The following is a 26819-nucleotide window of genomic DNA, read 5'->3' as shown; positions in this document are numbered from 1 at the left end:
GCCTGAACCAGTTGTTGAGCCTGAACCAGTTGTTGAGCCTGAACCAGTTGTTGAGCCTGAACCAGTTGTTGAGCCTGAACCAGTTGTTGAGCCTGGCGTAAATAATTCTCAGTTAACTTCACACATTGATGATCCTCGCACCTTACTACGTTGCCCGACACAAGAGCTGATGGGTGAGTGGAGTCCAGAGAAATGGGACTATTGGTTACAGACGGCTCGTGAGGCAGATGTCTTGGCTCAAGATGAGTTGGCGCTTGCTCGTCAAGGCATGATGACAGGCTTATGTGATGGTCAGGCAGTCTTTGTGACCAGTGTAGATAGCCGACATCTGCAAACGACTTTTCAACAGTTAGCAGCTAAGCTACAACAGCAGTTTACTCATGCAGATATTGACCTAAAAATTGACGGTAGCGTCATGATGGCTGAAGATAAAACACCTGAACGTCGCCAACAAAAACGCTTAGTACAAGCTAAGGCAGTTGCAGAGTCAAAATTGCTGAACACTCCAGTGATGCAATACCTAACTGAACGTGGTGAAGGAAGGATGGGTAAGGTACATTTGTATTAAGCAGTCAGAAAAAATATTGTTAAAATTATTTAAAGTTCTATATAGTTGTCAGACGCAATTACTACACAAAACATCAAGGTGATATTGTACTATCGTCTTGATGTTTTTACTTTTATTGCTTATAAAATGGATAAATCCGAATAATAGAAGTATGCTTAATTACTATAAGGAAATTACAAATTCGTTATAGTGGTTAAGTTATATTAAAAATTGAAATGTAGCTTAGGTGAAAGTATGTTGGATAATTTACGCGGTATGGCTGTGTTTGCCAGTGTGGTCGGACATGGTTCTTTTAGTGGCTCAGCTCGTGAGCTAGGTATTACCACCAGTGCAGTGAGTCAGCAAATCAGATCATTAGAAAATGATTTGGGTGTGGTGCTATTACATCGCTCAACTCGTAAGCTGAGCTTAACAGAAGCAGGTGAGAGTTTTTACGAGGCCGCAAAAGATGTAGTGAGTGCGGCTGAACAAGGACGCATTAAGGTCAATCAGTTGCGTGATGAGCTAGCAGGTAGCTTACGTGTGGCTACGACGCCAGAACTGGGTGTGAACCATATTTTGCCAGCACTATCCACGTGGATGGCAGCACACGATGATCTGAGCATCACATACTTAGCAGACAATCATTATGTTGATATGATTGATGCGCGTATCGATATTGCGATACGGATGAGCCCATCGATGAATGACTCTAGTCTGAGCAGTCATCCTTTGACAGACGTGCGCCAAATGCTCGTTGCTTCACCGCAATATCTACGTCAACATACTAAGCTTCAGACGCCTAAAGATCTGGCCGATCATCAGCTGATTTGTATTGAAATCATGAAAGATGCCAATCAAATTGATTTGGTTCAAACCGAAACGGGCAAAAAAACCCGTACAAAAATGAACTCACGCATTTATACCAATAATGTTTTTATGGCAACCACTTTGGCCAAAGAAGGCCATGGTTTGGTTAGAATGTTGGAAATGGATATCAAAAAAGAGCTTGAGAGTGGCGAGTTGGTCGAAGTGTTGACTGGTTATCAGTTACCAAGCTTTGTACTATACGCAGTGACACTAAATGCTGAACAGCAACCTGCTAAAATAACTCGCTGTTTAGAAGTTTTGAAAAAGTATTTCCATGCCAATTAAGTGGTAAGTGGTAACTTAATAACATGCTAGAAGTTCAGTGATTAGCAGTCAGCAAAAAGCCTATAGATATAACTATCTATAGGCTTTTTTTATGGTTCTCAGTTCTATATCAACTGAATAGAGTGTGAAGAGCCTTATCGCTTAGTCTGTCATCTATAGTGCTTTCGCTAATTTGATTTATACATATCTAGACTGTTATAAATTAACTATGGTATTTATTAGTTACGCCCTAAAAAGACGGCTGTAATAAGTCCACCAAGCGTTCAATCACTTGTGTGCTCTCATCTCGGCTCATATTCAGCGGCGGTAGCAAACGTATCACATGGCCACCAGTGACGTTGATGATTAGCTTTTGCTCATCACGTGCACGATCTACGAGCTGACTACAATCCATGTCTTCAGGCAAGGCGATACCAATCATCATCCCTGCACCGCGACTGCTCACGCCGTGTTGTCCCAGTGCATCGACTAGCGTCTCTCGAATGAATAGCCCTTCAGTAATGGCATTTTCCATGATGTCACTGTTGCCGAGTACATCATAGACAGTATGCACCACGCGGCTTGCCAATGGCGTGCCACCATACGTTGAGCCGTGGCTACCCGCACCAAATAAACCATTAGCACGTCCGCGTACCATACAGGCTCCCACTGGGAAACCGTTGCCTAATCCCTTAGCTGTTGTCAACACATCAGGACGCGCATTGCTGTGTTGATAAGCGAAATACTTGCCAGTACGGCCGTTACCTGTCTGTACTTCATCTAACATAAATAGCCAGTTGTTAGCTTCACACTCTGCTTGTATCTCTTCAAGATACGTAAACCCGTTGGCAGCGGTGTTCAAACCACCTTCACCTTGAATAGGCTCTACAAAGATAGCGCAAATATCATCATGGTCTTGTGCTGCTTGCTTAATGGCTGAAATATCGCCAAATGGAACACGAATAAAGTCATCATCTAATGTATAAAAGCCTTCACGCGCTTTTGGATTGGCAGTGGCAGATAATGATAGTAATGTACGGCCGTGAAATGATTGTTCCATTACGATAACTTTTGGACGTTTAAAACCTTGCTTATGTGCGTATAGTCTTGCCAGTTTTAATGCTGCCTCATTTGCTTCAGCGCCACTATTGGCAAAAAATACGCTATCCATTCGAGCTGCTGTGCATAAAATCTCTCCTGCACGCTCTTGCCAGTCAATACCGAATAGATTGCTGGTATGCACTAGAGTCGCTGCTTGCTGCTGAATGGCATCGGTCACCTGTGGATGGCAATGCCCCAATCCGCAGACAGCAATGCCAGTCAGTGCGTCTAAATAAGGAGTATCATCTTTGGTATATAACCAACTGCCCGAACCACGCGTAAAGTTGATTGGCTGGCGGTTATAAGTGGGCATCAGGTAAGTAGCAGACATATAAAACATCCTTAAGAGGAACAGTGAGTAAAAAGAAAAGTGATTGGTTATAGCTCGTCAGAGAATGGCGTGGTTTCCGCAGGCAAAGTATAGTCTTCATTTGCCCATGAACCTAAGTCGATAAGTTTGCATTGACTACTACAAAACGGCTTATATTTATTATCCTGCCATGCTGTTTGGGTGCCGCAGCGTGGGCAAGGATAAGTCTTGGGTGATGTGTTGGGGGTAGGGTCAGTCATAATAAGAGTGAAAGCATCCTCGATTTATTTGAATTATTAACAGTGAATGACAGTCAGTAGGTTTGCCTACGTGATGATTAATAGACAGTTTTAGCATTGCTAGCTGTCGTCATATTACTATTGCAGCGGATTGACTATATAATAGCATGCAGCCGAATAATGGCAAAAGACAAATACTTTAAGGATAGCAAAAATGACTGACAATATAGAGATTACGCATCAACAAGAGCGTGTATTTCAACCACAGAGACTCTCAGCACCGCGTGACTTTATCTTGCCAAGTATCATTGGTGAAAACAAAAATAATCTGCCCTTATTATTAGAGATTGGTGCAGGGAAGGGTAAGCATGCGCTTGGTTTTGCAGCACAAAATTCTGATAAACATTTGATAGCAATTGAGCGTACACGCAACAAATTCGAAGCATTTGCCAAACTAGAGGCACTCCAAGCTTCACCGAACCTAGATGCGATTCATGCTGATGCCATTGCATGGACAGTGCACGCTATCAAGCCGAACAGCTTGGCAAAAATCTTTATTCTTTATCCCAATCCTGAACAGCATAATCCTAATCAACAGTGGTTAAATATGCCATTTTTTGAGTTTCTATTGTCACGTTTGCAGGTAGGCGGCGAGGTAGTGCTCGTAACCAATATAGAAGCATATATGAATAATGCAGAACAACAGGCAACCAAGGTATGGTGCTTACCAAACACTCGATATACAGTAGCGACTGACAGCCAGCGCACACATTTTGAAGTGAAGTATCTAGCGCGCGGAGAAACATGTTGGGAGCTTAGTATGCGTAAGCCAGAAGGGTATAAGACAAGGTTTGATGAATGGCAAGTTGGCCCTATAAGCCAAGATAAATAGCCTAAGTAAAAAACATGCAAATATAAGAAGGAGTTGAAACAATCAGAACTAATAAATATAAAATAGCCTAAGCAAATAAAAACTAATTAGAAATAAAGCCGTCACTAAAAGACGGCCAAAAAATAGGTAATTATTCGATACTATAAATAGGGTTTAACGAGCTTATTAGAATCAGTATAAGCATCCAAAACCGTCAAAAAAGTGTAGGCTCCGATAAATTTGCGGCTGATAAACATAAATTCTTTTGGTGGCAGGTTAAATTCGAAAGACTGCATTGCTCGCGTTGCTTCTGTAGAAAGGCGCGAGTGCAGCTTACTATTCGCCCAAATATAACGGTTGCCTTCATCTAGACAGTCAGACGGAATATCAGGATTCATCGCTGGATCACTGAATGGCTCTGTCGCCAACAGAAATAGCGAGGCGATATCAGAACGTACTTTGCCACTCATGCTATCAAAGAAATCATAGCCAGTCATTGCTAGCTTCATCGCTTGATGGTTATGGCGGTAGCCAGCTTTTAACAATCCGTGGGCAATGGTTAATAAGTTATTATCAAACTGGCGAATCGCACCAAAATCTAGTAATACCAACTTATCGATACCGTCTTTATCCTCACTGACTCGAACTAGATAGTTACCAAAGTTTGGATCTGTCTGCATTTCACCCCAAACAAAAATCTCTTGCATCATGATTTCGATAGCCGCTTGACCAATGGCATTGCGGCGCTCATGAGGGAGTAATTGTAGGGCATCAGATACAACCGTGATACCTGGCTCATAAGACATACACAGCAGACGCTTCTTTGAATAACTGCGGTTAATCTTAGGAACGACATAACGTGGATCGTTGCTTAGGCGCTCATAGAAACGTTCTGTGGTTGCTGCTTCTGCTTCATAATCGACTTCATGATGGAGTAGGTCACGTATCTCTTCAAACCATGCATCGAGTGAGCGAGTTTGTGGAACGATATTGCTAACTTTCAATAATTGCTTAAATAGAGAAAGATCAGAGTTGATAGCATCAGCCACACCTGGATATTGGATCTTCAGTACTACTTGCTCGCCAGTCTCGATGACTGTTGCTCGGTGTACTTGGGCAAGTGATGCGGTTCCAATAGGGACAGTGTCAACTTCTAGTTCATCTAACTTTTTACCCAACAACTGACGTAATGTAAGCTCTATCGTTGGCCATGATAACGTGGCCGTATCATCGTTTAGGGTTTGGAGCGCGCGCGTGATTTCAGGTGGCAGAATGTGCTCGCCATAAATCGCCAGCATTTGGCCGATTTTTACGACAGAACCTTTTAGCTTACCGAGCTCTGATGCAAGATAATTTGCTTGTTCTTCCATAAAAGCTTGGTTACGCGCTGTACGTGTCTCTTTATTCAAAAACATGCCAGACACGCTATTACCTGCCCAACGACGACCAATGTTTAAGGAAGTTTTGGCAATCGACATTCGACGCTCAAACCCTGAGGTTTTTAAGTTATCGATTGATTGCTTATTGCTAGAAGGTTTAGACGTATCATTTGCCATAAATATAATCATTCATCCGGTTGGTATTGATTTGTGGGTTAGGAACCTACAATACAAGGGAGATACGATGCATAAGGGTAAAATTGTATCATATAAAGCATATATGGTTGATGAGTCTGTTGATAATACTAAGGTTGGACAGCCGATTTTATACTTATGTTAACATTTAACCTTTGCTAAATTATTGGGTATCATTTTGTAGGAATATACCCATAACTGCTGCTCGGAAAAAGAAGCTGTATCAAAAAATAAGACCTAGCGTGTTGCTAGGTCGAATAATGGAATAAAAGGATTTTACCCAGTTAAATGGCTAACTCATTTAACTGTATTTACTTTACTTAGCATTTTCGCGAGCAATGGCATGATGGCCAATATCACGACGATACTGTGCACCATCAAAACTAATCGCACCTGTTACGGCTAATGCAGCTTGTTGAGCATCAGCGATATTGTCTGCTAGAGCAGTCACGCATAATACACGGCCACCATTGGTCACCACTTCATTCTCAGTGCTGGCTTCGTCAGGGTTAGAAAAAGCCGTACCCGCATGGAATACTTTAACGGCATTATCATTGCTGCTATCTAACTTTGGCAAGCCAGCGATAACGTCACCTTTTGAAGAGGTTTCTGGATAGCCTTTAGACGCAACAACGATACCGAGAGCAGGGCGGGCATCCCATTTAGCATCACTAGGCAATTGACCTGCCAACCCTTGTGCGACCAAATCCACCATTGAAGATTGCAAACGCATCAAGATAGGCTGTGTCTCTGGATCACCGAAGCGGCAGTTGAATTCGATCACATAAGGATCGCCTACTTCATCAATCATAAGGCCAGCATATAAGAAGCCCGTATAAGGATGACCGGCATCTTTCATGGCATCAACCACTGGCTGAATGACTTGACTCATTACTTTGTCATGTACATCCTGAGTAACGACTGGTGCAGGAGAGTATGCGCCCATACCGCCCGTGTTTGGCCCTGTATCACCTTCAAAAGCACGCTTATGATCTTGGCTGGTTGCCATCGGTAAGATGTTGTCGCCATCAACCATGCAAATAAAGCTGGCTTCTTCGCCTTGTAAAAACTGCTCGATAACCACGCGGCTACCTGCATCACCAAATTTATTGTCTGCTAGCATGTCGTCGATTGCATCATGTGCTTGTTCGATCGTTTCAGCAACGATGACGCCTTTACCAGCAGCTAAACCATCAGCTTTGATAACGATTGGTGCACCTTGCTCATCAATATAAGCTTTGGCAGCTGTTGCATCTGTAAAGCCTTGATAAGCAGCTGTTGGAATATTGTTCTGCGCCATAAATTCTTTAGCAAAGGTCTTTGAGCCTTCTAGTTGTGCACAATATGCTGTCGGACCCCATGCTTTGATACCAGCATCACGACACGCATCAACGATACCAGTCACCAAAGGTGCTTCTGGTCCAACGATGACCATGTCTATATCATTGTTTTGGCAAAACGCTATCACTGCGCTATGTTCGCTAGCGTCACCATCGGTAGGTTCTAAGATTACGTTTTGGCATTTAGGTTCAAGTGCAGTACCAGCATTACCAGGAGCGACGTAGATATTATTGACCTTATCGTCTTTTGCACACTGCCATGCCAGCGCGTGTTCGCGACCACCTGAACCGATTACCAAAATATTCATCATACGTCTCGCCCTTAGCATTAAAATTAATAATGAGTTAGTCACACACTCTCAAATATACCGGCATATTCTAACAAAAAAGTCGTACTGATTACCATGAGTATCACTTGCCAGCAGCCAATCAATAACAAAGACTAGCAAAAGTGCATTTTTATCTCATTAGTAAATGTTATCGACATGTTGCTGATTCATGAAATGATGTTGCACGCTTCAGCTAGCGCCCTAGTTGCGTTACACTTCACTAGATTAATGGCGTTATATCCTGATTGCTGCATGTCAGCAAAATATAGTAGTAAATATAGGAGAAAAACTTAAAAAAGTAAGAAAAAATTAGAATAATTTGTATAAATGGCTATACTGCATCGCGGCATCAATAGTATTCAATATATTCATGCGCTGCCAGTGATGTTACTCATTAATAAACTCAAATAAATAATAGATAGACCAGATCTATAAAAAAGGATAAAGAACATGCCAAACTCTCTTAGTATCGCAACAGAGCGGATCAGTCAGATAAGCGATATTGCGACCAGTTATGTACAAAAAGATAAGTCATTGTTTGACCATTTTATTCATAGCTATTACCAGCCGCTCCACCAAGAAACGGCAAAAGCCATCAGTAATGCTGATTTGGCAGGCATGGCGTTACATCACTTTACTTTGCTCAAAGCCTATGACCGCAGTAGACCACAACTGACTGTACTCAACCCTAAAGCGGAAGAGCAGCATTTTCACAGTTCGCACACAGTCATCCAAATTGTGGCGTATGACCGATCGTTCTTAGTCGATACGATTCTGATGAGTCTCGAAGCGGAGGGTATCGATGTACATCGTACTTACAATATCATTGTTAGCGTTGATCGTAACGATGATGGCGATATTACGCATATCGAAGGCGCACATGAAAGTGCCACTTCACATCTGTCTTTGATTCATTGCGAGATTGCTTATCAAAATGACGAAGATTTGGACGCGCTACAACAAATGCTATTGGCTAAAATCGATACGCTAGATACAGTCGTTGGTGACTGGACGCAAATGCGATCGAAGCTGACAGATATTAAAGCAGAGCTGTCTACAAAACCATTGCCAGAAGTGTTTTATTCACAGCAAGAGATTCAAGCGTTTTTGGATTGGGTATTAGACGATCATTTTATCTTCTTGGGTTATCGTGAATACCGCCTAGAGGGTGGACAATCTGTTGAAGTTGATACCGACTCTGTGGACTTGGATTTATTTGCCATTGGCAATAGTGGTCTTGGTTTACTGCGCGGTGCTGAAGAAGACAAATTGTCAGAAAGCTTTAGTCAACTGCCTAAAGTATTGAAGCAACTATTGACCGAACCACGCGTATTAATGCTATCAAAATCAAGCCGAGTATCGCCTGTACATCGCCCAGTATATATGGACTTTTTGGGCATTCATAAGTTTGATGACAACGGTAAGCTGGTTGGTGAATATCGATTCATCGGTTTATTGACTTCACAAGCATATCAACTGACCGTACAGCAAATACCGCTATTACGTGAAAAAGCCAATAAGATTATGGCCATGGCAGAGTTGCCACGTGACGGTCATGCCCATCATAAAATGATGCATGTGATTAACACGTTACCGCGTGATGATTTATTCCAAGCCGGTGTCGAAGAGTTATATCCTATCGTATCTGGTATTAGCCAGTTACAAGACAAAAAGAGCTTGCGTCTATTCAGCCGTATTGATCATTATCAGCGTTTTGTCTCGTGCTTGGTCTACATCCCACGTGATAAGTTCAACACTGAGCTGCGTATCAAAGTACAAAACGTGCTAAAAGATGCTTATGGTGGAACCTCCTCAGGATTTACCACTGAGTTCAATGAATCTGCACATGCTCGTGTGCATGTCCATGTACGCACAGTGCCTGGTCAAGTAAACGACGTCAATACGACAGCACTAGAAGCCAAATTGTCAGCGTTGATGGAGTCATGGAGTGATGACTATCAAAGAGTATTGCTTGATAATGTTGGTGAGCAGCAATCAAATGCCTTAAACCGTCGCTTTTTAAACTACATCCCTGCTGCGTATCAAGAGCGTTTCGATGCGCGTACAGCGGTTGAAGATACCAAGCGCTTGGCTGGATTGACCGCAGAGCAACCGATGATTTGGCATTTATACCAATCAACGGGCGATGCAAGCAATCAATTGCATCTAAAACTCTATGGTCGTGAGCAGCCTGTTATCTTGTCCAAAGTACTGCCAATTCTTGAAAACTTTGGTGTGTCAGTTATTTCAGCACAAACCTATGAGTTTGACCTGCCAGAGCAGCCTATCTGGATGCAAGAGTATGAGCTGACGCTAGAACATGTCGATACCGTTAACATGCAAGTGGTACGCGGTCAGTTCGAAGACAGTCTCAAGCAGATTTGGGCCGGAAAAGTTGAAAGTGATTCCTTTAACGAATTGGTATTAACGACCAACTTGGATACTTATGGAGTGGTATTACTACGAGCGCTATCACGCTACATGATGCAAGCTCGTGCACCATTCTCTAGTAACTACATTCAACAAACTGTGGTAAAAAACAGCGATATCAGTGTGGCACTGGTCAGCCTGTTTGATGCTCGCATGAATCCGAAATATAATGAAGAAGAGCGCGCACAGCAAACTGCTCAGGTGCAAGAAAAAGTTATCGCGGCGCTAGCAGATGTAGACAGTCTCGATGAAGACCGTATCCTACGTTGGTACTTGGATTTGATTAACGCGATGGTACGTACCAACTTCTACCAGACTGATACAGACGGTCAGCGTAAAGATCGTTTGTCGTTTAAGTTTTTGGCAGCAGACATTCCTAACTTGCCTAAACCTAAACCGATGTTTGAGATATTTGTATACTCGCCGCGTGTTGAAGCTGTGCATTTACGTGGTGGCAAGGTTGCCCGTGGTGGTTTGCGCTGGTCAGATCGTATGGAAGATTTCCGTACCGAAGTATTGGGCCTTGTCAAAGCACAGATGGTAAAAAACGCAGTGATTGTGCCTGTTGGTTCAAAAGGCGGCTTCATCGTCAAAACTAAAACCATGGCGGATGGTCGTGAAGCGTTCCAAGCAGAAGGTATCGCTTGTTATCAGACGTTCTTGCGCGGTATGCTCGATGTCACAGACAACATCGTAGACGGCGTGATTGTCCCGCCAGCCAATACAGTCAGACATGATGAGGACGATCCATACTTGGTTGTTGCTGCAGATAAAGGTACAGCGACTTTCTCTGACATCGCCAACGCCTTAGCAGCAGAGTACAATTTCTGGCTTGATGATGCCTTTGCTTCAGGTGGTTCAGTAGGTTATGACCATAAAGCGATGGGTATCACTGCACGTGGTGGTTGGGAATCAGTCAAACGTCACTTCCGTATGCGCGGTATGGACATCCAAAATCGTGATGACTTCACTGTCGTCGGTATTGGTGATATGAGTGGTGATGTATTCGGTAACGGTATGCTGCTCTCAACGCATACCAAACTGGTCGCTGCCTTTAACCATCTGCATATCTTCATTGATCCTAATCCAGACAATGCGGCTTCTTATGCCGAGCGCGCACGTTTGTTTGAATTACCACGCTCATCATGGGCAGATTATGAAACCTCATTAATCAGCCAAGGTGGTGGTATATTCTCACGCCAAGACAAAAAAATCGCTATCAGTGCCGAGATGAAAGAAATCTTTGATATCCACGAAGACAGTCTCGCACCTAATGATTTAATCAGTGCGTTATTGAAATCGCCTGTTGATCTCATCTGGAACGGCGGTATCGGTACTTATGTCAAAAGCGCTAATGAGACCCATGCTGATGTCGGCGACCGTGCGAATGACTCACTACGTATCGACGGCAATGAGCTTCGCTGTGCGGTGATTGGTGAAGGTGGTAACTTAGGCTTCACGCAGCAAGGCCGTATTGAATACGCTCAAACGGGCGGACGCATTTATACGGATGCTATTGATAACTCAGGCGGTGTTAACTGCTCGGATCACGAAGTCAATATCAAAATTCTATTGGGTAAAGTGGTTGAGCAAGGTGACATGACCTTAAAGCAGCGTAATGAGCTGTTAGAGAGCATGACTGATAACGTGGCAGAATTGGTACTACGCCAAAACTACCTACAGCCTCAAGCAATTGAACTGAGTCACATTCGTGCATCAGCGAACCTAAGCGATCATCAACGCTTTATTCAGATGCTAGAAGGCGAAGGGCGTCTCGATCGTGCAATCGAATATCTGCCATCAGATGAAGAGATTGCCAAACGTCAAAAATCGAATGCTGGCCTGACCAATCCTGAGCTAGCCGTCGTGATGGCTTATGGCAAGATGTGGGTGTATGACAACTTATTGTCTTCTGATTTGCCAGATGACCCATACTTCATCAACGAGCTGCGTAAGTACTTCCCTGATGAGCTAGCGTCACGCTTCTTTGATGAGATGACAGAGCATCGCTTACATCGTGAGATTATCAGTACTTATCTGACCAATAGCGTGGTCAATCGTTTGGGTATCGAAGCACTTTTCCGTCTGTTCGAAGAGACCGATCAATCACTAGCCACCATCGTGCGTGGCTATGCGATTAGCCGTGATGTTTTTGATGTGTCAAAAGCTTGGAAAACGCTCGAATCATTAGACAATCAAGTCGATGCTAAGTTACTGCTGAACCTTGAGCTACGCCTGCGTGACGCACTTGAGAGCGGTGTTGTGTGGTTTATCAATGCCTTTGGTCAAGACTTGCAAGTCGCTGACATGATTAGCCGCTTTAGTGATAGTGTTGAAAAGCTAACAAAACCAGGTGGTTTCATTGAGCAACAATTTGCAGCGTACTTGCAAGAAGATACGACTAGCCTGATGCAGGAAGACCTGTCTAATAGCGATGCTGCGTTGTTTGCTATGCTACCTTATCATGTGGATGCACTCGATGCTGCGCTGTTGTCAGAGCTGTACGAGCGTCCTGTTGATGAGATTGCAACGCTATACTTCGAAGCCTATCATGTCTTGCAGTTAGACTGGATGATGGACAACATCGCCACTTTGCCACAGCAAGATTACTGGGATCGTCGTGCACGCCATGCATTGATGAATGAGCTGTCACGTAGCTTGCGTCTGTTGATGGATGCTATATTATCTAAACCGGATGCGAAACAAGCGTTTGGCGAGTGGCGCTCACGTCACTTAGATCATCTGGAATCTGTCACATCAGAGATGAGCAAGTTAGACCAGCTTCATGCTAATGATGTAGACAGTCAAATCAGCCTGTCTACGCTATCCGTGTTGATGAGTGAGCTGAGTGGTTTAGTCACTAAGTGATTAACTAAATAACTAATGAGTGATTGAATAAGTCACTAACTAGATAAAATACTGTTTCAAAAAAACCACCGTTATTGATTAACGGTGGTTTTTTATTGTCTAATCAAACAAGAGGTGTATACATCTTGATGATTGACACTCTATTTTTGAAAAATGGATTAACTTACGAGGATTTTTCACCGACAACTCTCTGACACCCTTGACCGCTAATTTGGCTAAAGCCACCAGAGATTTTTTCAACCTTAATTTGGGTCAAGATACGGTCTTTTAGTGCCTGTACGTGAGAGATGATACCAATCAACTTACCTTCCTGTTGTAAGCTCGTTAACGTATCGAGGGCGATATCAAGTGACTCTTCATCCAGTGTGCCGAAGCCTTCGTCCAAAAATAGCGAATCTACGCGAATGTTGTGACTGGCCATTTGCGATAGCCCCAATGCGAGTGCCAAACTAATGATAAAACCTTCACCACCAGAGAGGTTTTTAGTACTTCGGACATCGCCACCCTGATAGTTATCAATCACATTGAGTTCAAGCGGATTGTGGTCGTCATGGATGAGTAGGTAACGGTCACTCATCTTTTGCAACTGCGTATTGGCATGACTAATCATAACTTCAAACGTTAACCCTTGCGCAAAGGTACGATATTTTTTACCATCAGCTGACCCAATTAGCGTATGTAGCTGCTGCCAAACTTGTAGCTTCTGTTTTTGCTCATCGATAGCCACGAGTTGTGCTACTTGTTCGCCTTTTTGATTGTCGTTATCTTTGAGCTTTTGGTCAATTGCACCGATCTGCTGACTGAGTTGATCAATATCCGTCTGTATGTGGTGATACTCGCCAGCCAGCGTTTCTCTATCCTTATCTGTCATAGGCGCAGCAAGTTTTTGCGCTAATAATTGCTGAGTACTATCTAGCTGTGACTTCACCTGTCGCAATGCATTGTCGATAGTCGATTTACGTAGGTGTAGTGCTTCACGCTCTTCTTTAGGCAGGCGTGCACTGACAAAAGCAGCTTCGTCGGCGAACTGTGATTCTGATAGTAAATTAGTAAACTCGATTTGTTGCGTATTAAGCGTACCAGACGCAGATTGTAGCTCTGTTGCTAGCTGCTGCTGTCTAACTTTTAATTGCTCTAATGTCTGCTGTCTGGTGTCTAGCTGCCTTTGTGCCATTACCTTACTGGTTTGAGATTTATCGACCACACTTCGTAATTGAGTCTCCTCAGCATCTACCTCTTTATCTGCGAAAATCTCTTTCCTATCTTTCTTTAATTGCTCGATAGCACTGGCTTTATTAACAATTAAGCGCTCTAGTTCTTCGAGCGATTTTTCGTCATTGGTAAGTTGTGCTTGTTTGGCATCAATCTGTGCTGTTAAGCCGCTTATCGTATTCGTTAGCTGCTGTTGTTTGTTTTTTTGCTCATGGCAATATTGTTTTAACTGACTTAAGGCACCACGCTGTTGACGGAGTCTTTCGATATGAGGCTCATAGTCTGAGCTGTCTATGACGGTATGCTCAGTAACCCCATCATTCAGTTGCTTGAGTGCATCATTGATGTCTGCTGTACTAACAGCTACAGATAAATACTCTTTATGGTTCTCTATAGGGTATTTATGCGCTAGAGCTGAAACAGCGGTCATAATAGGTACTAATTCAGAAAAGTTGGCAGCGATACTTTCTTCGATACTCTCAATTTTCTGTACATTAAGCTTAATATCAGTCGCCAAATTACTGATGTCGCGAATAAGTACTTGTTGCTGCTTTTCATCGGTTTCGATTGCAGTACTAATATGTGCCATACGTTGTGTCAGCACATCGTATTGGCCCATCATGGTTTGTAGAGACTGCTTGTAATCAATCAGATTGTGTTTGGCGGCATCCAATAAAGATAGGGAGTTGTCTACGTCAATCGAACCATTGACGTTATCCGTAATTTGAGTAAGCGGATGAATGAGTGCCACAATGGATTCAGAGTAATTATGTTTATCATCAAATAATGAGGTCAGATAAACCTGAATATCAGTAGATAAGGTATCTGTCTCTTGCTGTAACGGCGCTAATTGCTGTTTTTGGTTATTAAGCGTTTCTTTCTTTGTGGCATGCTCAAGACGGTGTTTTGATACCGTCTGCTCAAGACTGTCTATAACAGTTTCTAGTGCCGCCATTTCCTGCTGAATCTTTTGTGTTTTAGACAGTTGGCTTTGGTCGGCATTGTCGTTGATATGATTGTCTAATAACGGATGGTGTTTACCATAAGGATGTTCATGAGCACCACAAAGCGGGCAGGGCAATCCATCTTCTAGTTCTATTATATAGTCTTCAAGCTTAGCGACTTTTTGTAATAGATTTAGATGCTCTTGTTTATCTTGTCGTTTGAGCTTAGCATTTTGAATGTCTGATTGATGACTGGTAATTATCTCTTCTAAATTCGTTAACGCTTGGCTAAGTGCTGGTAGCGAAAGCGTGGTTCTTTTTATTTGGCTAGTAAGTTCAGACAGTCGTTGTAACTTGAAGCGAGCCTGCTCAGTTTGGTTATTAATTTGATCAACATGTTCTTGATCACGACGCATACTAGCCAGCGATTGTTTTTGGATAAGTGTTACTTGCTGCCGTTGTAAGCTGGCAAGTTTCTCACGCTGTTGTGTTATTAATGACGTATCAGCGTCTTGCTGCTTAGACAGTTGCTCTAAACTTGCTTGTAGTTGGCTGGCTTGATGATCATGTGTTCGTTTATCGGCAGCTAAGCGCACATTGTCTTCTAGCAATGCCTTTAATCGGCTACAGCTGCTATCAAAGGTTGCCATATCTGTATCGAGATCGTTTACCGCTGGATAGTCATTAAAGTGTTTTTCGATACTGTCAAACTGAGTCTTAGCATCCTGCTCTGCTTGTTTATGGCTAGCTATTTCTTGACGTAATTGTTGAGTATTATTAACCAGTACGCCTTTACGTTGATTGTCATGTGACAAAGCATTAGCTTGCTGTTTTATATCAGCATCTAATTCACGCACCTTCTTAATAATGGGTAAAGCGGTTTGTAAGTTATCTGTGGCGTTCTTTTCAAAAGTACTCGCCTCATTTAGATGACTAGAAGCTTGCCCGAGCGCTTCTTGCTGTGCCGGAATCTTATTAAGCAGTTCCTGTTGTTCAGCATCCAATCTACTGACCATCTCTCGGCTATAGCACAGCGCACGAAACTGGCTGTCGATTTCTAAGGCTTTGGTCGCAATATTTAAGCGTTGTGCTTCTGGGATAAAGTCTTTCTGTGCCTGTTGCGCTGTTCCGAACTCAGTCTGATAAATCGAGAGGTTTTGTTGTAGTTGATAGATGCTATCCAGCCACTGTAGTTGTTCACTCAGAGTTTTGAATGTTTGTCGTTGTTTGATTTGCTGTTGATTCAGAGTGTCTAACTCTGTAGCCAGTCGTTTTTCATCTTCAATATTTAATAGGGATAAGCTATTAACGCCTGCTAGTAACTTGCCAAGCACTTCTTCTTCGGAGCGTTTTTTCTCATGCACGTTTAACGATATTTTGGCATAAATGGCCGTACCCGTTATTTTTTCTAAAATGGCAGCTCTATCACCAATATCAGACTTCAAAAATGCGGCAAAACTGCCTTGTGCCAACATGATGGAACGGGTAAATTGATTAAAATCCATACCGATTAGATCTTGGATATAGGCGGATGTTTTAGATTTTTTCTCTTCTAAAATAGCGCCCGTTTCAACATCACTAATCTCGTGCTTAATCGGTAATAAGTTACCCTTAGCTTTTTTGTGGGCACGATGTTGATACCAATAGCATAGATAGCGTTTGGAATTTATCTCGATGATAACTTCTGCTGAGCACTCGCCCGTACCTTGGGTCATTATCTCATTCGTTGAACCCGTAATATCGCCCAATCTTGGCGTTTGACTGTATAGAGCTAAGCAAACCGCATCTAATATGGTGGTTTTGCCAGCACCTGTTTGCCCAGTAATGGCAAAAATCCCTTCATTGAGAAAAGCGGGGTCGCTAAAATCAATGTGCCATTCGCCTTTTAGCGAGTTTAGATTTTTTAGTCGTAGTTCAATTAGGCGCATGGTTGGGTCTTATTTTTATATGGATCAGTGTTGAAAGCTGATAAAGGTAAAGGCATCAGTTATTAGTAATTAAAAGTTAGAAGCTATGTATGTTGAATAACTTATATTATTCGGCATGGCTATCTGCATGACGTAGGGTGTAAACGATTTGATCGTAGGCATCACGCAAGGTTGACTTTTGCTCATCAGGAATACTATGCGCAGTTAAGCAACGCTCAAATACCTCTGCTTCATTTAGGTCTTGTAATGTCTCAGAGGTTTGCTGCTGGTTAAGGACTTTATTATAAGTTTGAGTATTTTTGATTTTTAATACCTCACATGGCAAGCCTTCTACCATAGCCTGAATATGCTCACGTAATTCACTAACAATATCATCACCGGTATAAATAACTTCTAGCCAAACGGACTCTTTTGAACCAAGTGATTGAATGGCTTTATCAATAGCCTGATGAATAGACACTAAGTCACCTGAGACTTGTGCCAATTTCTGAAACTTAGGAATGGATAAGGAAACTACTTGCATCTGATTCAAATTATCGCGATGCAGTATTTTATTGGTAGTGGCAGCATCAGTAGGCACTGATTGATTATCTAGATCTTGCTGAGCAGGAGGGTTCTCTGTGACAGTAATTTTTACAATAGCATCATTATTCTCATTGGCCGATGGCTCATCAAAACCAAACAAGTCATCCATAAAAGGCATTACTTGATTTGTTACTTTTTTAGCGATTTTTTCTACTGACTTTTCAACCTTGGCCGTTTTAACATGAGAGGCTGCATTGATAAGCTGAGGAGTAATACTATCAGGTGCGACGTTTAGCCCTGAGACTTCGTTCTCAAAATGATTTACGGCACCAAACTTTACTAGCAATACTTGTTTTTGTTGCTTGGCTTCTCCAAAGCCCATGGCAATAGGCGATCCTGAATAGCGAATATACTCACGACCACCGACCCGCTGCGGTACGTGCAAATGACCAAGCGCCACATAATCAAAGCTTTCATCGAACATATCAGCAGAGATTTTACCCAGTGAGCCGACGTAAAGCTCGCGTACGCCATCATCATCTGTTGTGGTACCGCCAGCGGCAAATAGATGCCCTGTCGCAATGATAGGAATATGCCGCTGATACATTTCAATAAGCTCAGATTGCTTGGATTTTGCAATGGCAGCCACTTCATCATAATGTGCACGAATACCTTTTATGACATTGGCATCTTTGCTATCCGCTGACTCGCCAGCGCTACTGCTACGTACATCACGGTCACGCAAGTAAGGAACAGCGGCGATAATACAATGCGGTGTTCCCTCTGCATCATCCAAAACCAATACTTCATCGGTTAAGTCGTCACAAGCCGTACCAATCACATGGACGTTTAAGAATTTAAGTACCTGACTGGGTGCATCTAAAAAAGTAGGGGAGTCGTGATTGCCCGCGACTATCACCACGTGCTGACAGCATGACTTGGACACTCTACCCAAAAACTCAAAATACAATGCTTGGGCTCTATTACTTGGCGTCATGGTATCAAAAATATCACCAGCAACGACTAATACATCGACTTTTTGCGTGCTAATTGTCTCTTCAAGCCAGCTCAAAAACGCCTCGAATTCCTCATAGCGCATGCGACCATAGAGCCTACGACCCAAATGCCAATCTGAGGTGTGTAGGATGGTTAATGGTCGAGCGGGCATTGAATTGGAAGTGGCAGGTGTAGACATAATTGCACTTAAGGACAGTTAATGGGAAGCTGTCATTCTAGCAAGATTTTTTGTGATTTGCGCTGTTGGAATGCGTTAAAAAAAGAGCCCTACCAATATATTATTATCGATAGAGCTCTTTATTGTTGAAAGTTAATACTAAAAATTAATCAATAATCAGTTGTTCTAAACCTTCTTCTTGTTGCGTAGCCAAACTGGATATCATAGAGAGCGCATGTGCTTGTTGGTCTATCGGTTGTTTTTCTACTTTACCTCTTGACCCTTCGCGCAACCAGTTCTTCGCTAGAACGTCACTGTTTTGATTGTGCTGCTGATTTTGTAAGTTGTACCAAGCCAAATTATCATGCAGGGCGACGACATCTCCCATGATAAGTAGCGCAGGCGTTGGTAGTTGGTGTTGCTCTTGCAACTCAACGATATTGGCAAGTGTGCCGGTTAATACTTGCTGATTGGGCATACTGGCATTGGATACGATGGCAATAGGAGTACTATCCGCTCGTCCAGCATCAATTAAGCCTTCGGTCAAACGAGGCAAAGAGTGCAGACCCATATAGAAAACAACCGTCTCATCAGTATTCAAAAAGCTCTTAAAGTTACTGTTTGGTGCACCAGCCTTTAAAAATCCAGTGACAAAGCGTACCGATTGCGAGTGATCACGGTGGGTAAGTGGAATACCTGCATAGCTGGCCGCTGCATTGGCAGCAGTAATGCCTGGCACGACTTGATAAGGAACGCCATGTGCCCGCAAGCTTTCAATCTCTTCACCGCCGCGCCCAAAGATAAACGGATCACCACCTTTTAAACGAACCACACGGCGACCTTCTTTGGCACTATTGACCAATAGCTCATTGATACCAAGCTGAGCAACGGCATGATTGCTACGTTTTTTACCTACAAACACTTTGTCCGCATCACGGCGGCACAAATCTAAAACTTGCGGCGAGACCAAGGCGTCATAATAGACAATGTCTGCTTGCTGCATCAGACGTAGTGCTTTAAAAGTTAGCAGCTCTGGGTCACCAGGGCCTGCGCCCACAATATAAACCTCGCCAACTGGAATCGTAGCTTCAGCAGAGATATCATTGTCGACTACAGGAGTAGCTACCATAGTAGGATTGATTGTTGCCTCATTAGCACTTGCAATATTCGCAGCAGTGCTATCTAAATCGGCTTGTAGCTGCTCAGTGGCTTGAACTTCATTACCAGCAAACATGAGCTCACTGACTTTGCCTTCAAACGCTCGCTCCCAAAACTGGCGACGTCCCGTTAGGGTGGGAATCTTGGATTTTACCTCAGTACGGAACTCGCCTGCCAATTTAGCCAATTTACCATAGCCTTGTGGAATCAACGTCTCAAGGCGGGCACGTAGCAAACGTGCTAGCACTGGTGCTTTACCGTTAGATGAGATACCAATCACAATAGGGTTGCGATCAACAATGGCTGGGAATATAAAGTCGCATAAATGCGGCGTATCAACCACATTGACTGGAATGTTTAGGGCGGTGGCATCCGCATGGATTTGATGATTCAGCGTTTCGTCATCAGTAGCCGCGATAATGACACGTGCGCCTGACATGTAAGCTTTATTATAATTTTCATAGATGAGTTGATGCTTACTATCGCTTAGCAAGGCTTGTATTTCATCACTAATGACGGGTGCAAGAATGGTAATTGCCGCGCCAGCACGACTCAGTAGATCCGCTTTGCGTAGCGCCACGTCACCGCCGCCAACGATAAGCACTTTGCGGTCTTCTAATTTAAAAAATAATGGAAAAGTGTTCATAGCATCACCAGCAATTCATTCAATGTAAAATATACCATCATTATGAGGTATCGTGCGCGACGTCTCACGCAGTGAATTGGCATTAGTATATTCGTTTTTGGTATGATGGGTGTGGTTTTTGACGGGAAAAGGAATAGATGAACCAAATAGAAAAATGAATACATCTGTATATAGCAATGTTTTTTTAAGAGTGTTTCATTGTTTGAACTATTGATAATGCTAAATCACATCGCGATACTTAGCAATCAAAGGTGGTAGAGGGTAAGTATAAATGAAGGTGGAATATTATAGCCAAAGCGATATGCTTAGGTGCTCTGGCTATAATGTTCATAAAATCTTCGCAATCATATATGCAGTCTTAAGATAAAACCTACTCAAACTCACTGAGCATTTTAGTCATACGTGCATCTTTTTGTTGCCAGATATCTTCTAACCAATCAAACATCATCTTTTTCGTGGCTTCATCACGGTCGTAACCACCATCCATAATCGCGGCAAACAGCTCATCAGGTATCTTTAGGCGAGTCACATCAACACCCAGACGACGGATATTACCTTTCCATAAATCATCATAGTCAGGAGTGCCATCTGGATACACGATAGTGACATCTAAAATCGAATCTAACTGATCGCCTAACGCATTGATTGCCAATGACAGACCACCAGCCCGTGGTTTTAATAGATGCTGGTAAGGTGAGTCTTGCTTGTCATGTTTTTCTTTGGTAAAGCGCGTACCTTCTAGATAATTAAGTAGTGCAAAGGGCTTATCTTTTAATTGACGACATGCACGCTTGGCTTCGATTAAGTTTTGTTTTTTAAGTTCTGGATTTTTTGCCATCGCTTTAGAAGAAAAGCGCTTCATCATCGGAAAGTCTAAGAAGTAAAAGGCTTGACCGATGACAGGGATATAAATCAAATTAAACTTGGTAAAGAACCGCGTCAAAGGCAATCTATCTTGGCTAATGTATTGCACGATACTGGTATCAACCCAAGACTGATGGTTGCTCACGAGTAGGTATTGTTTATCCTCGCTCAGATCGTCAGGCATATTAATACGCCAGTCTTTATGAGGCAACGCATGATTGATCACAGCGTTATTACTATTAATCCAGTACTTAGTAATCGCAATGAGTGCATCGTCGGCGTATTTTGACTTGGTTAATACTTTCGCAGCACCCAAAGTCCAAATAGGTAAACCAACGAAGATGCTGTTGGCAGTAAGGACGCTGGCACCAGTCAGAAAAGACGCCGCTTTACCGACAGGAGGCAATTTATCATGAAGCTTTTCGTAGAGTGAGTCATTTTTTTGTATAGAGGGCATAACAAATATCCATATTGATGAGTGCGGTAAAACTATTACCAATCTTGAGTAACACGATGCGTGTGATTATCTGCAAAGATGGCAACTTCGTTCGTAATTGAGTTTAAAAGGGTTGGCTTAGTGAAGTGATGGCGCACAGCCCTCAAAGATAAGCCATAGAATAACGTAATGTTATACCAAAAAACGTTAAAACGTTGTATAAAAATACCAAATGAGTCATTTAACATCTTCACAATGCGCTATTGCCTAACGAAAAATAATGAGAAAACCCTTTGATAAATGACTATTATTAAACACAAAAAAGAAGCGATGATATTGAAATCATCGCTTCTTTTTTCTTCTTAATGCCATTAATAACTTAGTCGCTATCTATAGCTGAGTATGCAAACCACACTCACGGCTTTCTTCTACTTTCGTTGGATCAAAGTAGTCAAACTCATTTGGTAGGTTATGCTCTTCAAGATACACGTCTAGATCAGCATCTGTTTTTTCAAATAATGGCGCTACTTTTAATACACCATCTTTTGACAGGCTAAGCACATCAAGACCTTGACGGAATTCCGTCTGATCTTTACGAATCGCATTGAACCAAACGTCAGGCTTCAATTCATCTAATGCACGGCGGAATGGCTCAAGTTTTACTTGGTCAGTAAACTCATCATGCTGTGGATTATCAATACCAGGAATGCCATTCATGGTCGCGTCACGATGTGCAGCGGTTTGCTTAGGGATATAAGTAACGACATTTAGATTGAGGTCACGAATGACTTTATTAGCGAATTGATACGTCGCATCCGTGTTATAGCCTGAATCTACCCATAGTACAGTGATATCTGGGCGCTGCTTGGCAACTAGATGTAAAATCGCTGATTCATAAGGACGAAAGTTAGTGGTAATAATTGGGTTTTTAGCTTGGCTTAGCGCCCATGAAACGATTTCTTCTGGCGACTTGCCGTTTAGCTCTTGGTTGGCTTGATCGATATCTAGGTTTGGGTGTAATTGACTCATGATACATTCCTTACAATGGGATTGGTTTAACAATAAATTTGGTAAAAGTTCAATAAATAATGGGTGGTAAATTAAGCGTTAGCAAACATCGGTAATGCAGCAGCGTTTCGACCATCGTAGCTACTGGCAAGCGCGTTAAATGCTTGACCAATATCAGAAATCGATTGCATGTCATGCTCACTGAGCACAAAGCTATCTGCACCAGAACGTAGCAGGTAAGCGATTTGGTCACGGCCAAACTTGCCAGCCATACGAATCTCACCTTCGTAACCCATTTGGCGTAATGTCTGTGCAAAACTAAAGCCGCGACCATCGACAAACAACGGCACATGGATGACGATCAAGTCTTGCTGTAACAAAAACTCTGACAAGCCAACCAATACATCCGTGTCACTGTCCGATGTCACCCAAACGCCTGTACGGCTAGTGTGTTGGGACAACAACTCGCGTACTTGCTGTAAGAGTCCGCCGGCAATATTTCCTGTAGCGTCTAACAAATCATCAAGTGGCAATAGCACATCTGTTTTTTCTGACTTATGTAATAGCTCAAGCAAGGATGTATGGGTTAGGGCAACGCCTTCTGGCAGCTCATTAGTGGTGAGCGCTAGCCACGTATCGGTCTGACTGATATCGATACCATTGTTATTTAATACGTGATGATTACCCATAGACCTTCTCCTTAAAAGGTGCCACGCCAACGCGATTGACCAAGTCACTAAAGGCTTCTACGTCATTCTCATTGCTCACGCGCTGCTCTAAATAGACGTCCAGTATTTTTTGTAGGGTAATCGCCACATCTTCGGCTGGTACTGCTTTACCCAATATTTTACCGACCTTGGCATCGTTGCTAGAGTTGCCGCCGAGGCTGATTTGATACCAATGCTCACCCTTTTTATCAACACCAAGGATACCGATATCACCTGTATGGTGATGAGCACAGGCGTTCATGCAGCCAGACATATTTAAGCGAATTTCACCCAAGTCATAAAGGTAGTCGAGATCATCAAATTGCTTCTCGATTTGCTCAGCGATATTGTGAGTCGTGGCATTGGCGAGCGAGCAGTAGTCCCAACCTGGGCAAACAATCATATCGGTTAGCGTGTTTATGTTGGCACGTGCTAAATGCAGTTCAGACAGCTGTTGCCATAGCTCATATAGTTGATTGGTTTGCACATCAGAGAAGACGAGATTTTGCTGATAAGTACCGCGCAATTCACCAAAGCTATATTTGTCTGACAGATCAGCGAGAGCATCCATTTGTGACTCGCTAACATCACCAGATGGTACGTAAGTTCCGTCGACCAAGCCTGCTTTTAGAGAAATTACGACGGCGCGATAGCCTGCTATTTTATGCGCGACTGTATTTTGGTTATACCAATCGGCAAAATCTTTATTCGCATTGAGTTGCTGTTGCAAGTCAGACTGTACTTGTAGCGCATCAAAACCAACATAATCAGGCTCACTAAAGAAGCCAATAGCCGTGTCAAAGTTTGCATCGGTCAGCGTCAGTGGACCGTCTTTGGTATGGGCTTCCCACTCAGCATCGACCAATTTAGCAAAGGCAGGACCGCCCATGCTCTCGACCAAGATCTTGATACGCGCTTTGTACTTATTGTCACGGCGACCATGCAGGTTATAAACGCGCAAAATAGCGTCTAAATAGCTAAGTAGATGCTGACGTGGCAAGAATTCGTTAATCACCTTACCAATCACTGGCGTACGGCCAAGACCGCCACCTACCAATACTTCAAAACCAATCTCGCCTGCGTCATTGGTTTTCACATGTAATCCAACATCATGTACTTGCGTCGCCGCGCGGTCATTGGCAGTACCAACGACAGCAATCTTAAATTTACGCGGTAAAAAAGCAAATTCAGGATGAAAAGTAGACCACTGACGGATAATTTCGCAATAAGGGCGTGGATCCGCAATCTCTTCTTGATGAATACCCGCATAAGGATCGGTAGTCGTGTTACGAATACAGTTGCCCGAGGTTTGAATGGCATGCATCTGTACTGATGCCAGCTCCGCCAATATGTCTGGCACTTCTTCAAGTTTTGGCCAATTCAACTGGATATTGGTACGGGTCGTAAAATGTCCGTAACCCTTATCGTACTTACGGGTAATCTCTGCCAATTTACGCAGTTGATAGCTGGCTAGTAGGCCGTAAGGAATAGCAATACGTAACATCGGCGCATAACGCTGAATATAAAGACCATTCTGCAAACGCAGTGGCAAAAACTGTTCTTCTGGCAGCTCACCCGCCAAAAACCGTTCGGTTTGGTCGCGAAACTGGGCGACTCGTTCCTCTACTAAGTTTTGGTCAGCGTAGTTATATTGATACATGACGTAATCTCAAATTTGTTTTTAGACTTAAAAGCAGCGACGAAAATGATTTGCGTGTGTAATATATTTTGTTGTCGATCGCAATGTGTACCGTTCAGCTTTACATCATATAAGCTTGTGCTTCAAAACATAAATTCCTTTAAGACATATACATATCCAAACACAGCATAAATTTTCATAACGAAAGTTAGGTAGCCTATGCTTATCAAATTTAACCCCTAAAATTTAATATCTGGTAATGCATGATTTTGACTGACGATCGTTAGCATCTTATTCATAAAATTGCCTTTTAAGCCATTCACTTGCTGTTATTCAACTCTTTTTTCTATACATTGAGGTTTTAAAATTACTATGACATCTACTATCTCTAATCAAAAGCCATCACAACTCGTTCCTCCACATGGCAGCGATGTACTCAAACCACTATTATTAAACGGTGACGCTCGCAGCGAAGCGCTGACACTTGCCAGCACATTACCGACCATTACCTTAAGCTCTCGTGAGCGCGGTGATTTGATTATGTTCGGTATTGGTGGCTTTACACCACTGAACGGCTTTATGAATCAAGCGGATTGGCAAGGTGTCGTTGACAACATGCGTTTGCAAAGCGGTGACAACGCAGGCTTGTTTTGGCCGATTCCTATTACGTTGTCAGCACCTAAAGCCACTGCAGATAGCTTGAGTCAAGGTGACAAAGTCGCATTGGTCGCCCAAGATGGTGAAGTCATGGGCATCTTAACGGTAGAAGAAACCTATACCATCGATAAAGCGCATGAGTGCCAGCAAGTCTTTACGACGACTGATAGCGAGCATCCAGGCGTACAACAAGTCTTGAGTCAAGATGACGTCAATATCGCCGGTAGTGTAGAAGTATTAAGCGAAGGCGAGTTTCCAACACTATATCCAGAGATTTATAAAACGCCTGCTGAAACGCGTGAAATATTGGATGCCAAAGGCTGGAAAACGGTTGCGGCATTCCAAACACGTAACCCAATGCACCGCTCACACGAATATCTTGCCAAGATTGCTATCGAGATTTGTGATGGCGTATTGATTCACTCATTATTAGGTGCATTGAAGCCAGGTGACATCCCAGCAGACGTCCGTCAAGAAGCGATCAAAACTTTGATTGATAATTACTTTAGACAAGATACTGTGATTCAAGCCGGTTATCCGCTAGACATGCGCTATGCAGGCCCACGTGAAGCGTTGTTACATGCGCTATTCCGTCAAAACTATGGCTGTAGTCATCTGATTGTGGGCCGTGACCATGCGGGTGTTGGTGATTATTATGGTGCTTTTGATGCGCAGACCATCTTTGATCATGTCGGTAAAGACGACCTCATTACTCAACCATTGAAAATTGGCTGGACGTTCTGGTGTAACGCTTGTAATGCGATGGCATCAGACAAAACTTGCCCGCATGACGCCTCTGAGCATGTCAAAGTATCTGGAACAAAGCTACGTAAAGCACTATCAGAAGACGAGGTGGTGCCAGAGAACTTTAGTCGCCCAGAAGTGCTACAAATATTGCGTGATTACTATGCAGGTATCGCAAAAGAAGAGCGTGCTGAAGTTAAATTGACCGGTGCTTCTGCGGTATAGTCAATCCTCTATAAATTGGATACGGTGTCAGGCTCGCTTAGTCTACGACTTGTAGTACTTTCACTCGCCTTCCTTGTATCCAAATTATAGTGAACCGACTATATAACAGCATCTGACTGACTACGATATTTAACGATATCCAAAAAGCTGTATTTAAAGGAAGGGATCATACGATTATCGTTTGGTCCCTTTTTTATGAAGTCTTAGTC

At 42.9% G+C, this 26819-nt stretch carries 15 protein-coding genes and 1 pseudogene; 5 read left to right on the top strand and 11 right to left on the bottom strand.

From position 1 onward, the window contains the following. Both ACZW67_RS11375 and ACZW67_RS11370 read left to right on the top strand, forming a co-directional pair. A pseudogene (locus ACZW67_RS11375) lies at positions 1-568 on the top strand (DNA polymerase III subunit gamma/tau); the annotation flags it as partial. A 234-nt stretch (positions 569-802) separates the two neighbouring features. After that, the gene (locus ACZW67_RS11370) at positions 803-1702 is read left to right on the top strand and encodes a LysR family transcriptional regulator (RefSeq protein WP_465183335.1); all 900 of its coding nucleotides are present in this window, start codon (positions 803-805) and stop codon (positions 1700-1702) included. Between the two features lie 229 nt (positions 1703-1931). Here ACZW67_RS11370 and ACZW67_RS11365 read toward each other — a convergent pair whose 3' ends face one another. After that, positions 1932-3113 (bottom strand): acetylornithine transaminase, encoded by a 1182-nt coding sequence (locus ACZW67_RS11365; RefSeq protein WP_465183334.1) that lies wholly within the window; start codon positions 3111-3113, stop codon positions 1932-1934. 47 nt (positions 3114-3160) lie between these two features. After that, positions 3161-3352, bottom strand: a complete 192-nt coding sequence (locus ACZW67_RS11360; RefSeq protein ID WP_197101193.1) for a DNA gyrase inhibitor YacG — start codon at positions 3350-3352, stop codon at positions 3161-3163. 193 nt (positions 3353-3545) lie between these two features. Here ACZW67_RS11360 and ACZW67_RS11355 point away from each other — a divergent pair, with 193 nt between their 5' ends. After that, entirely contained in the window at positions 3546-4223 is a 678-nt protein-coding gene (locus ACZW67_RS11355) for a class I SAM-dependent methyltransferase (protein ID WP_465183333.1), read from the top strand. A gap of 140 nt (positions 4224-4363) precedes the next feature. Here ACZW67_RS11355 and ACZW67_RS11350 read toward each other — a convergent pair whose 3' ends face one another. Both ACZW67_RS11350 and purD read right to left on the bottom strand, forming a co-directional pair. Next, a complete protein-coding gene (locus tag ACZW67_RS11350) occupies positions 4364-5758 on the bottom strand; it encodes an ABC1 kinase family protein (protein ID WP_465183332.1) in 1395 nt (464 codons plus the stop codon). Between the two features lie 334 nt (positions 5759-6092). Continuing rightward, positions 6093-7424, bottom strand: coding sequence for a phosphoribosylamine--glycine ligase (gene purD / locus ACZW67_RS11345; RefSeq protein WP_465183336.1), 1332 nt, complete (start codon positions 7422-7424; stop codon positions 6093-6095). Positions 7425-7895: 471 nt separating this feature from the next. Between purD and ACZW67_RS11340 the strand changes: the two genes are divergently transcribed. Continuing rightward, the gene (locus tag ACZW67_RS11340) at positions 7896-12743 is read left to right on the top strand and encodes an NAD-glutamate dehydrogenase (RefSeq protein ID WP_465183331.1); all 4848 of its coding nucleotides are present in this window, start codon (positions 7896-7898) and stop codon (positions 12741-12743) included. 163 nt (positions 12744-12906) lie between these two features. On the opposite strand, the gene ACZW67_RS11335 is transcribed toward ACZW67_RS11340, so the two are convergent. The 7 genes from ACZW67_RS11335 to ACZW67_RS11305 form a co-directional block, all read right to left on the bottom strand. Beyond that, complete coding sequence (locus ACZW67_RS11335; RefSeq protein ID WP_465183330.1) at positions 12907-16827, bottom strand: AAA family ATPase; 3921 nt, start codon at positions 16825-16827, stop codon at positions 12907-12909. 106 nt (positions 16828-16933) lie between these two features. Next, positions 16934-18547 (bottom strand): exonuclease SbcCD subunit D C-terminal domain-containing protein, encoded by a 1614-nt coding sequence (locus ACZW67_RS11330; protein WP_465183329.1) that lies wholly within the window; start codon positions 18545-18547, stop codon positions 16934-16936. Positions 18548-18692: 145 nt separating this feature from the next. After that, the gene (cysG, locus tag ACZW67_RS11325; RefSeq protein WP_465183328.1) at positions 18693-20330 is read right to left on the bottom strand and encodes a siroheme synthase CysG; all 1638 of its coding nucleotides are present in this window, start codon (positions 20328-20330) and stop codon (positions 18693-18695) included. Between the two features lie 370 nt (positions 20331-20700). Further along, on the bottom strand, positions 20701-21651 hold the full coding sequence (locus tag ACZW67_RS11320) for an acetyltransferase (RefSeq protein WP_197130217.1): 951 nt from the start codon (positions 21649-21651) through the stop codon (positions 20701-20703). A gap of 369 nt (positions 21652-22020) precedes the next feature. After that, on the bottom strand, positions 22021-22659 hold the full coding sequence (locus ACZW67_RS11315) for a phosphoadenosine phosphosulfate reductase domain-containing protein (RefSeq protein WP_201589550.1): 639 nt from the start codon (positions 22657-22659) through the stop codon (positions 22021-22023). Positions 22660-22730: 71 nt separating this feature from the next. After that, positions 22731-23327, bottom strand: coding sequence for a DUF934 domain-containing protein (locus ACZW67_RS11310; protein ID WP_465183327.1), 597 nt, complete (start codon positions 23325-23327; stop codon positions 22731-22733). After that, positions 23320-25005 carry a nitrite/sulfite reductase gene (locus ACZW67_RS11305; protein WP_465183326.1) on the bottom strand — a complete coding sequence of 562 codons (1686 nt, stop codon included), beginning with the start codon at positions 25003-25005 and terminating at the stop codon, positions 23320-23322. The genes ACZW67_RS11310 and ACZW67_RS11305 overlap by 8 nt, the downstream gene beginning before the upstream one ends. A 351-nt stretch (positions 25006-25356) precedes the next feature. Between ACZW67_RS11305 and sat the strand changes: the two genes are divergently transcribed. Then, positions 25357-26610 carry a sulfate adenylyltransferase gene (gene sat, locus ACZW67_RS11300; RefSeq protein ID WP_465183325.1) on the top strand — a complete coding sequence of 418 codons (1254 nt, stop codon included), beginning with the start codon at positions 25357-25359 and terminating at the stop codon, positions 26608-26610. The last annotated feature ends 209 nt before the right edge of the window (positions 26611-26819 follow it).

The organism is Psychrobacter sp. TPE 89C (assembly GCF_055522395.1).
Note: the sequence above shows the minus strand (reverse complement) of the source record. Positions and strands in the feature narration are given on the sequence as shown.